This is a genomic window from Halopseudomonas oceani (genome assembly GCF_002903165.1).
In the GTDB taxonomy this organism is placed as follows: Bacteria; Pseudomonadota; Gammaproteobacteria; order Pseudomonadales; family Pseudomonadaceae; genus Halopseudomonas; species Halopseudomonas oceani.
The window spans coordinates 1-8,455 of sequence record NZ_PPSK01000040.1 but is presented as its reverse complement, the minus strand read 5'-3'; the positions used below and the strand labels follow the sequence as shown (position 1 = coordinate 8,455).

Sequence of the window (8,455 nt, the reverse complement as noted above, 5' to 3'; positions counted from 1 at the left end):
AGGTGCGGTTTGCTACGTTCGAACTTCTCTTTAGCCATCGAGAGATCCCCTATTCGTGAGAGCAATGCGCGTGTCACGCGACCATTAAATAAAAGGCAGATATTCGCATATCTGCCTTGATATTGGAGCTCATGAGCGGATTTGAACCGCTGACCTCACCCTTACCAAGGGTGTGCTCTACCAACTGAGCTACATGAGCTTACAAACCATTACATCGCCAGACTGGAGCGGGTAGCGGGAATCGAACCCGCACCATCAGCTTGGAAGGCTGAGGTTCTACCATTGAACTATACCCGCCAAGTAGCCTGACTACGCGAAATCTGGTGGAGGGGGAAGGATTCGAACCTTCGAAGGCTAAGCCGTCAGATTTACAGTCTGATCCCTTTGACCGCTCGGGAACCCCTCCGTAAAAGAGGCGCCATTTTCATCACTTGGCGACCCTCTGTCAACACTTTTTATCAGCAAAAACACTTACTTGAAGATTCTTTTTTGCGGATAGACCAAAAGCCAAAGGCTGTCAGGCCGTGAAGCGGGCGCAATTCTATGGGATGTTGCCCGCGTTGGCAACCGCTGAGCACGCCTGATATTGGTGCTGCATATCAGGGAAGTCTTCGCGCAGGCGCAGCAATAGTGTCTGCCCAACCAGCCTGCGTGCCTCCGGCGGGACTTCAACGCTAAATTGGCTGCGCAACTTCTCAACCGGCTTGATCTCGACATCGTGGCCATCCGCCTGCAGCTGAGCCTGACGCGCAGCAGCGTAGTCTTCACGACTAAACACTCCGAGGGAGATATTACCGGCGAGTGGCCCTTTGGTTATGACGAAGCTGTCTATGCCCTGCTCCTGCAGCAGCGACAGCTTGGCCAGCGCCCCAGCCGTTCCGCCCGCCACCGGCATCACCAACCAATAGTCACTACTACTGACCAGTTCGTCTTCTATTAAAGAGGCGCTGACATCCAGGGCCAGTAGCCGCTGGCGCAACTGCTCCGCCTCGCTACGATCGGCAAACACGCCAAGGCGAATACACAGCGCCGCTGGCGCACCGCCAAGCGCCTTGGCACTCGGCTCCTGCTCGCCTTCCGCTGATGGCGATGATGAGGCGCCTCCTGGTGCCTGTGACACCGGATCCAACTGCGCCGCCTGCGCAGGCATGGCCTCCAGCTCTCGGTCTGGCGCAACCCCTCCAGACTGCAACTGCCAGAGCGCATACAGAATGTTAAGCAGCAGCAGGAAGAGGAATAGCGAGCGCATCAATCGATCTCCATTGGACACGCCAAGGCAAGACCATCAAACACCAGATCATTGATGATATGGCAACTTTGCGGCAGGGCCTCTGCCATTCGCTCAGCATCTCCGCCGGTGAGGATGACGACCATTTCCTCGCCCAATGTCTGTCGCGCAACACGAAGCTGTTCCCGGACGAAACCGACGAGCATCAGATCGCAACCGAACTCCACCGCCTCAGCGGTACTTGCACCCGGCTGCGGCAGCGCCAGATCACCGCGTAACGACTGGTCATAGCGAATCAGGCGAGTGTGTCGCTTAAGACTGCCGCGTAGTAGCTTGCTACCCGGCGCGATATACCCACCCAGGTGCTGACCGGACGCATTGATGAAGTCGACGGTGACGGCAGTCCCCAGATCGATCACGACACAGGCTCGACGACAAAGGTTATAGCCGGCAACAAGTGCCAACCAGCGATCCATGCCCAGCCGGGTAAAGTCTTCATAACCATTACGCACTCCAGCCAGCTCCTTGGCGCTTCGTGCAAGCACCGGATGGAGCTTCAACCAACTGGTAAGCTGATCCATAACCACCTGGTTTTCTTCGGCGGAACGCACGCTGACCAATCTGCATCCATGAATCTCTCGCTCCTGACCACCAAGCAATCGCTGTAGCTCGACCAGGTCCGGCGCCATATCACGATCACGCACCCGGCCCTGCCGATCCAGCAGGCGCCACTTGATCAGGGTATTGCCGCAGTCCAACTCAAGAAGCATGATTCAACCTCAGACTCACTTCACCACCACTGATTTCAACGTCACCGCTTTCGGTACGTAGCAATAGCGCGCCGCGTGCATTGACCCCGCCATCAATCCCAAGCAACTCGTTACTACCTGAAATAACTTTTACCGCCTTTCCTGCCCAGGCGTTGCGAGCCATCCACTGCTGCCGAAATGGCGCAAACCCCTGCTCATGAAACAACTGCAGTGACGGTGCCAGGCGCTTGAGAAAAGTGGCGATCAGCTCGTTCCGATCAAGCGTTGCGCGCTGCCCCGAGCGATACAGCGAGACCCATGACTGATCGATGGTGGCGGCAGCATCAAGCAATACATTGACACCAACGCCAATCACCACCACCGCCTCCCCTGTCAGGTCGCCGGAAATTTCGAGCAGAATGCCCGCCAGCTTTGCCCCATCCAGCAGGACATCGTTGGGCCACTTGAGCTGGCAGCCTCGGTAGCCAGCATCTTCGAGCGCCTGCACCAGACACAAGCCTACCAACAAGCTAAGCCCCTCCAGTCCCGGCCCGCCAACCGAGACCGGCTCCGCCAAAGAGAGGTATATGTTCTGCGCAAACGGGCTGGCCCATTGCCGTCCACGGCGGCCACGCCCGGCCACCTGCTGCTCAGCCAAGACAATCAACGGGCGTGCCTGACCCGGGGCCTGCACACGCTGAGCCTGCGCGTTAGTCGAATCGACCTGCTGATAAACCAGCCATTGCCAGCGGCTGGCAAGCTCCGCCGGCAGCCGCGACCGGATCAGCTCGGCATCCAGCAGTCCGGCGCCGGGCGGCAACCTGTAGCCCTTGCCGCGCACCCGCTGCAACGGATAGCCGTCGTCCTCAAGCCGCTTCAGCGACTTCCAAACCGCCGCCCGGCTGACGCCCAGGGCCTCACCTAGCGCCTCCCCGGAATGGAAGCGCCCGTCGGCTAGCAATGCAAGTATCTCGCTGAGCATGGTTGGCTGCACCTGTGGCAATGGACGGCACATGATACCGTCGGTAGCCGACCCCCGCTATCCTCAAGGCCTGCGCGACCAGAACGAACGCCGCAACTCCTCGTGCGCATCCGCCCGACTGATGCCGACATCCTTAAGCTCAGCCCCCGTCATGGCTGCCAGCAAGCTGCGCTCATATCGCCAGCGCCGCCAACGACCAACCAGACGCCAAGCCCTTCCAGCCAACCGACCAACCCGGCTGTTTGCAACAGAATGAGTAAACATCGACACACCTCCAGTTCGCACTGGAGAAATTGTCATCAACGCAATAACATCAATCCAACAAATGATTTTTATGCAAAACATGCAGGAGGCTGATAGTTGGCCAGTTACCCGACCATCGATAGCGAACTACTTCGCACCTTCGTTGCTATCGCCGACCAAGGCGGCTACACCCGAGCGGCCGAGCAGGTCAATCGCACCCAGTCGGCAGTGAGCATGCAGATGAAGCGGCTGGAAGAGGATGTGGTACAACGCAGCCTGTTTCAGCGCAATGGTCGCCAGATGCTGCTTACCGCCGAAGGCGAGCTGCTGCTCGGCTACGCCCGCCGCATACTGAGACTACAAGGCGAGGCGCTCAACAGCCTCCGCGCGCCCCATATGGTCGGCCTTGTGCGCATCGGCACTCCCGATGATTACGTTACCCGTTTTCTGCCTGGCGTACTCGCCCGCTTTGCCCAGGCTTTCCCTCTGGTACAGGTGGAGATGCACTGCGAGCCGTCATTTCAGCTACTTCAGCGCCAGGATCTCGACCTGACCATTGTGACCCGGGAGCCGGGAAAGGAAATCGGCCAACTGCTGCGTCAGGAGGAAGTGGTGTGGGCCCAAGCTGAAAACGCCATGCTGCACGAGCGCCCGACGCTGCCGCTGGCAATGTTCAACGCGGACTGTTTCTGCCGCAACTGGGCCTGCAATGCACTCGACACCATGAGCCGTGATTACCGGGTCGCCTACAGCAGCCCAAGCCTCTCGGCCATTTTCGCCGTGGTCGGCGCAGGCTTGGCGGTCACCGCTCAGTTGCGTAGCCTTATCCCCACTGAAATGCGCATCATCGGAAAGGAAGAAGGACTTCCGGACATGCCCATGGCAAGCATCGTCCTGCTTCGCAACCCTCGCAGCCAGTCACCCGTTACCGAGTGCCTTGCTGAGCATATCGCCGACGGCTTCCGCCAGCACTAGCCCCAGTAGAAGGTACTGGGGCTGGTGACATCCGGGCGGAACAAGTGGCCGACGTCCGGTACCGCGAAGCAACGATCACCTCGCTGTGGCTGCCATCCATTGTATTCCGCATGAGTGATGCCGACCTCCCAAAGCTGAGGGGCGTCCCAGCCGCAGGGACGCAATTCAAGGCGAACTTCAGCGCCCACCAGACTGATCGATTCAACCTGCAGCGGTAAATTCGCGTGCTCAACCGGATGCAGCTGCAGACGCACCTCGTGGGGCCGTAGATACAGCTGCGCTGCGCCACCAACAACCGCCTCGGGCAGATCCACCCAAGCCTGCCCCTGACTGAGACGCTGACCGGCCAGATCACCAGCGATGACATTCACGTGACCAAGAAAGTCAAACACGAACTGGCTTTCAGGTCGGGCATACAACGCCTGAGGCTGATCGACCTGCTCAATCTGCCCTGCACTCATGACGACGACCCGGTCAGACAACTCCAGCGCCTCTTCCTGATCATGGGTGACGAACACGCTGGTGAAATTCAGCTCATCATGCAGATTCCGCAGCCACCGACGCAGATCCTTGCGCACCTTCGCATCCAAGGCACCGAAGGGTTCATCCAGCAACAATATCTGCGGCTGCATGGCGAGGGCTCGGGCAAGGGCGATTCGTTGTTTTTGTCCACCCGACAGCTGAGCAGGATAACGCTCGGCCAGATGGGACAGCTGCACCATCTCCAGTAGCTCACCAACCCGCTTGCGGATTTCCGGCGCAGAAGGACGCTGACGACGCGGCAACACCTCCAGCCCGAAGGCAACATTCTGAGCAACCGTCATGTGGCGGAACAGCGCATAGTGCTGAAAGACGAACCCGACTTTACGCTCGCGCACATGCAGACCAGTAACATCATCGCCGTGAAACAGGATACGACCCGCGTTGGCGCTTTCGAGCCCGGCGATAATCCGCAGTAACGTCGTCTTGCCTGAACCGGACGGCCCCAACAAACCGACCAGTTCGCCGTCTGGAATATCCAGGGAGATGTCGCGTAGCGCACTAAATGCGCCAAAGGATTTATCGATGTTTTCTAGAGTAATACTCATCAGTGTGAATCCACCTGTACCGCCGGCGTCGCCTGCAGGCGAGCCTGACGCCATTCGATCATGCTTTTGACCAACAGCGTCAGCAGCGCTATGCCGGCCAGCAGCGAAGCGCTGGTGAATGCCCCCACTGCGTTGTAGTCTTGATACAGAAGCTCAACATGCAAAGGTAGCGTGTTGGTTTCGCCGCGGATGTTGCCGGAGACGACCGACACCGCGCCAAATTCACCGACTGCACGGGCATTGGTCAATACAACGCCATATATCAGCGCCCACTGGATGTTTGGCAAGCTAACCCGCCGGAACAGTTGCCAGCCACTAGCCCCCAACACAACACCCGCTTCTTCCTCCTCGCGCCCCTGTTGCTGCATCAATGGGATCAGCTCACGCGCGACAAACGGGCATGTCACGAATACAGTGACCATGACAATCCCCGGCCAGGCAAACATCAACTGGATGTCGTAATCCATCAGCCAGCCACCGAGCCAGCCGTTGCTGCCATAAAGCAACAGATAGAGCAGACCAGCGACAACCGGCGACACCGCAAAGGGAATGTCAATCAGAGTAATAAGGGCTTTGCGCCCGGGAAACTCGAAACGGGTAACCAGCCACGCCAGGAAGATGCCGAACCCCAGATTGATCGGTACCGTCAGCGCGGCGACAAGCAACGTCAGACCAATCGCGCTCAGCGTGTACTCATCCACCAAATTGGCCCAGTAGGTTTCAACGCCGGCGGAAAGCGCCTGCACAAAAATAATGGCCAGCGGCACAACCAGCACCAGACTGACGATCACTAGCGCCAGACTAATCAGTAGCCACTTCACCCACGCCTGATCTGCGATGCGCAGCCGCGCCTGCCTATGCATATCGACGCCTCACCGACCGTGCAGCCGACGCAGATAGCGCGCCTGCCAGATATTGATGGAAAACAGCAGCACCAATGATGCAATCAACACAACAGAGGCAATCGCACTGGCCGCAGCGTAATCGAATTCCTGCAAGCGGATGAAGATCATCAGACTGGTAATCTCGCTGACGTAGGGCATATTCCCTGCCATGAAAATCACCGCACCAAATTCACCCAAACTACGGGTAAATGACAGTGCAGCGCCGGTCATTAGCGCCGGCCACAGGGCAGGGAAAACAACACGGCGAAACACGGTGAGATCGGAAGCGCCCATGGTCACGGCAGCCTCTTCGTCTTCCGGCGCCAAATCCTCAAGCACCGGCTGAACGGTTCGAACCACAAACGGCAAACTGGTAAAGGCCATCGCAACAATGATCCCCAGTGGCGTAAACGCGACCTTGATGCCCAGCACGGCCAGCAACTGACCGTACCAGCCATTCTCGGCAAACAGCGCTGCGAGGGTAATACCGGCAACAGCGGTGGGGAGAGCAAACGGCAAGTCAATCAACGCATCGATGATGCGCTTGCCCGGAAACTCGTAGCGCACCAGCACCCACGCCAGCAACAGCCCAACAAAGCCGTTGAACAGCGAAGCAAAGAAGGCGGCCCAAAGCGTTACTTTGTAGGAAGCCACCACACGCTCATCTGTGATGACAGCCCAGTACTGTGACCAGGACATATCCGCTGTTTGTACAATCAGCCCCGTCACCGGCAACAACAACACCAGACTGACGAACAGCAGAGAGATACCCATACTGAGCGCAAACCCAGGCAGCACGCGCTTACCAGGGCTTGCATTGAACAGCGACCAACCACCAGAACGTGGACTCATATTGCTCATTTAGCGGCGCTGCAACTGATCCAGCTTCCCGCCACTGGCAAAGTGAACAGTCATGGCGGTTTCCCAGTCGCCTGTGATCTGCTCAATCGGCAGCAGTTCCAACTCAGGGAAACGATCAGCAAACTCTGCCTTTACTGCGTCATCGTGGACACGGTAATTGAAGCCGGCGATCAGGCGTTGAGCGTCTTCGCTGTAGAGGTATTGCAGATACGCCCTAGCGACATCAGCAGTGCCGTTGCGCTCGACATTGCGATCAATCCAGGTAACCGGAAACTCGGCAAGGAAGCTGACTTTCGGCACCACAACCTGATATTCGCCCGGCGGATACTGGGCAGCAATGTTGTTGACCTCAGACTCGAATGTGAGCAGCACATCACCGATTCCGCGCTCTATAAAGGTAGTGGTCGCTCCGCGTCCGCCAGTATCAAATACCGCGACGTTGCCGAGGAAATGACGGAGAAAGTCATCAATAGCGGTCTGGTCTTCACCGTAGGCCTTCTGCGCGTATCCCAACGCAGCGAGATAAGTGTAGCGACCATTGCCCGACGTCTTAGGGTTAGGCAGGACAGAACTCACGTCATCGCGTACCAGATCATCCCAGTTCTGAATGTTCTTGGGATTCCCCTTTCGGACTAGGAATGCCATCGTGGAGTAATACGGCGAAGAGGCGTTCGGCAGGCGATCACGCCAGTCAGCAGGAATAAGGTTGCCGCGCTGATGGAGAATATCTACATCAGTAACCTGATTGTAAGTCACGACGTCGGCACGCAAGCCCTGAATAATAGCCTGTGCCTGTTTCGACGAGCCACCGTGAGACTGCTTGATCTCGACAGTCTTGCCACTCTCTTCCTGCCAGTGTTTGGCAAAAAGCTCGTTATACGATGCAAACAGCTCACGGGCGATATCGTACGAAGAGTTGAGAATTTCCTGATCCGCAGCCTGTGCATTCCCCATTCCGAGACTGCCGGAAATAGCGAAGGCAACGGCCAACCGTCTGATCAACTTGCTGGGAGACTGGAACATCGAATCCTCCGAACGCGCCAAGCGCCTGACTGAATAGGGCGACCAGATTACAGGGCAGGAAAACTTAGAACAACAAGCGGTTTAGACGGATTTGCTTATTCCTTCTAACGCTAAGACATAAGCCTTACCGCAACCCAAGTACGCTATCCGACGCACCGCACGACCGGCCAAGGCGGGCCATTTTCCGCGCGCACAAAGAAGAACACCCCGACCATATCTGATCGGGGTGTTCGGTATAGGCGCTTGACGATGACCTACTCTCACATGGGGAAGCCCCACACTACCATCGGCGATGCATCGTTTCACTTCTGAGTTCGGGATGGGATCAGGTGGTTCCAATGCTCTATAGTCGTCAAGCAATTTGTTGCTGCCCGCTGGGCGTGCAGCTTAAAAAGCTTGGATCTGTGACAGAAGCTAAGGTA

At 57.4% G+C, this 8,455-nt stretch carries 9 protein-coding genes, 3 tRNA genes and 1 rRNA gene; 1 reads left to right on the top strand and 12 read right to left on the bottom strand.

Features of this window, described 5'->3' with window-relative positions:
• Positions 1–123 precede the first annotated feature (123 nt).
• The 7 genes from C1949_RS18910 to C1949_RS18880 all read right to left on the bottom strand — a co-directional run bounded on the left by C1949_RS18910 (position 124) and on the right by C1949_RS18880 (position 3,223).
• Positions 124–199 (bottom strand) — tRNA-Thr (locus tag C1949_RS18910).
• A gap of 24 nt (positions 200–223) precedes the next feature.
• Positions 224–297, bottom strand: a tRNA-Gly gene (locus C1949_RS18905).
• 24 nt (positions 298–321) lie between these two features.
• Positions 322–406: transfer RNA gene (locus C1949_RS18900), tRNA-Tyr, on the bottom strand.
• A gap of 135 nt (positions 407–541) precedes the next feature.
• On the bottom strand, positions 542–1,249 hold the full coding sequence (locus C1949_RS18895) for an SPOR domain-containing protein (protein ID WP_104739923.1): 708 nt from the start codon (positions 1,247–1,249) through the stop codon (positions 542–544).
• Positions 1,249–1,998 carry a type III pantothenate kinase gene (locus tag C1949_RS18890; protein ID WP_104739922.1) on the bottom strand — a complete coding sequence of 250 codons (750 nt, stop codon included), beginning with the start codon at positions 1,996–1,998 and terminating at the stop codon, positions 1,249–1,251. The genes C1949_RS18895 and C1949_RS18890 overlap by 1 nt, the downstream gene beginning before the upstream one ends.
• Positions 1,988–2,959, bottom strand: a complete 972-nt coding sequence (locus C1949_RS18885) for a biotin--[acetyl-CoA-carboxylase] ligase (protein ID WP_170063123.1) — start codon at positions 2,957–2,959, stop codon at positions 1,988–1,990. The genes C1949_RS18890 and C1949_RS18885 overlap by 11 nt, the downstream gene beginning before the upstream one ends.
• A gap of 63 nt (positions 2,960–3,022) precedes the next feature.
• Positions 3,023–3,223: a DUF1127 domain-containing protein gene (locus tag C1949_RS18880; RefSeq protein ID WP_104739920.1), complete on the bottom strand. Its 201-nt coding sequence runs from the start codon at positions 3,221–3,223 to the stop codon at positions 3,023–3,025.
• 96 nt (positions 3,224–3,319) lie between these two features.
• Between C1949_RS18880 and C1949_RS18875 the strand changes: the two genes are divergently transcribed.
• Complete coding sequence (locus C1949_RS18875) at positions 3,320–4,177, top strand: LysR substrate-binding domain-containing protein (protein ID WP_104739919.1); 858 nt, start codon at positions 3,320–3,322, stop codon at positions 4,175–4,177.
• Here C1949_RS18875 and C1949_RS18870 read toward each other — a convergent pair.
• The 5 genes from C1949_RS18870 to rrf form a co-directional block, all read right to left on the bottom strand.
• A complete protein-coding gene (locus C1949_RS18870; protein ID WP_104739918.1) occupies positions 4,174–5,265 on the bottom strand; it encodes a sulfate/molybdate ABC transporter ATP-binding protein in 1,092 nt (363 codons plus the stop codon). The genes C1949_RS18875 and C1949_RS18870 overlap by 4 nt on opposite strands.
• Positions 5,265–6,128, bottom strand: a complete 864-nt coding sequence (cysW, locus tag C1949_RS18865) for a sulfate ABC transporter permease subunit CysW (protein WP_104739917.1) — start codon at positions 6,126–6,128, stop codon at positions 5,265–5,267. The genes C1949_RS18870 and cysW overlap by 1 nt, the downstream gene beginning before the upstream one ends.
• A 9-nt stretch (positions 6,129–6,137) precedes the next feature.
• Positions 6,138–7,001 carry a sulfate/thiosulfate ABC transporter permease CysT gene (gene cysT, locus C1949_RS18860; RefSeq protein WP_104739925.1) on the bottom strand — a complete coding sequence of 288 codons (864 nt, stop codon included), beginning with the start codon at positions 6,999–7,001 and terminating at the stop codon, positions 6,138–6,140.
• Between the two features lie 9 nt (positions 7,002–7,010).
• Positions 7,011–8,033, bottom strand: coding sequence for a thiosulfate ABC transporter substrate-binding protein CysP (gene cysP, locus C1949_RS18855; RefSeq protein ID WP_170063121.1), 1,023 nt, complete (start codon positions 8,031–8,033; stop codon positions 7,011–7,013).
• 241 nt (positions 8,034–8,274) lie between these two features.
• Positions 8,275–8,390, bottom strand: a 5S ribosomal RNA gene (rrf, locus tag C1949_RS18850).
• Positions 8,391–8,455: the final 65 nt, after the last annotated feature.